The sequence below is a fragment of the Corynebacterium sp. HMSC078H07 genome, from assembly GCF_001812805.1.
Classification (GTDB): domain Bacteria; phylum Actinomycetota; class Actinomycetes; order Mycobacteriales; family Mycobacteriaceae; genus Corynebacterium.
Window position 1 is genome coordinate 3,237 of the sequence record NZ_KV810481.1, and the last position, 318, is coordinate 3,554.

Here is a 318-nt window from a genome sequence, read left to right on the forward strand (position 1 = left end):
GTCATATACCGCGGTCAAAAACATGATGGCCGCCGTACGCAAAGAACACGCCACACGGCCCCGCGGTCTAGACCAGCCCCCGCGCAGCACCACAACCAATCAGCCCACCGGCCCAGCACCCTCCGACCGGGATACCACCGGCGCGTTTCTCGGCGGTGTAGAACAGTTCAGCATGGACAACCTCGCTCAGAAAGGAAACTAAAGCCCATGCCATCACCAACCCCGCCAACAGATCGCTTCCTTGATGAATCCGTCCTGGCCGACTTCACCGCGCTGCGGATGATTGCCTTCGGCAGAAGCGTCATCGACATCGCCAAC

At 60.4% G+C, this 318-nt stretch carries 1 pseudogene; it reads left to right on the forward strand.

The features are described 5' to 3' along the window. Window positions 1-202 (forward strand): annotated as a pseudogene (locus tag HMPREF2875_RS14155) (IS21 family transposase); the annotation flags it as partial. Window positions 203-318: the final 116 nt, after the last annotated feature.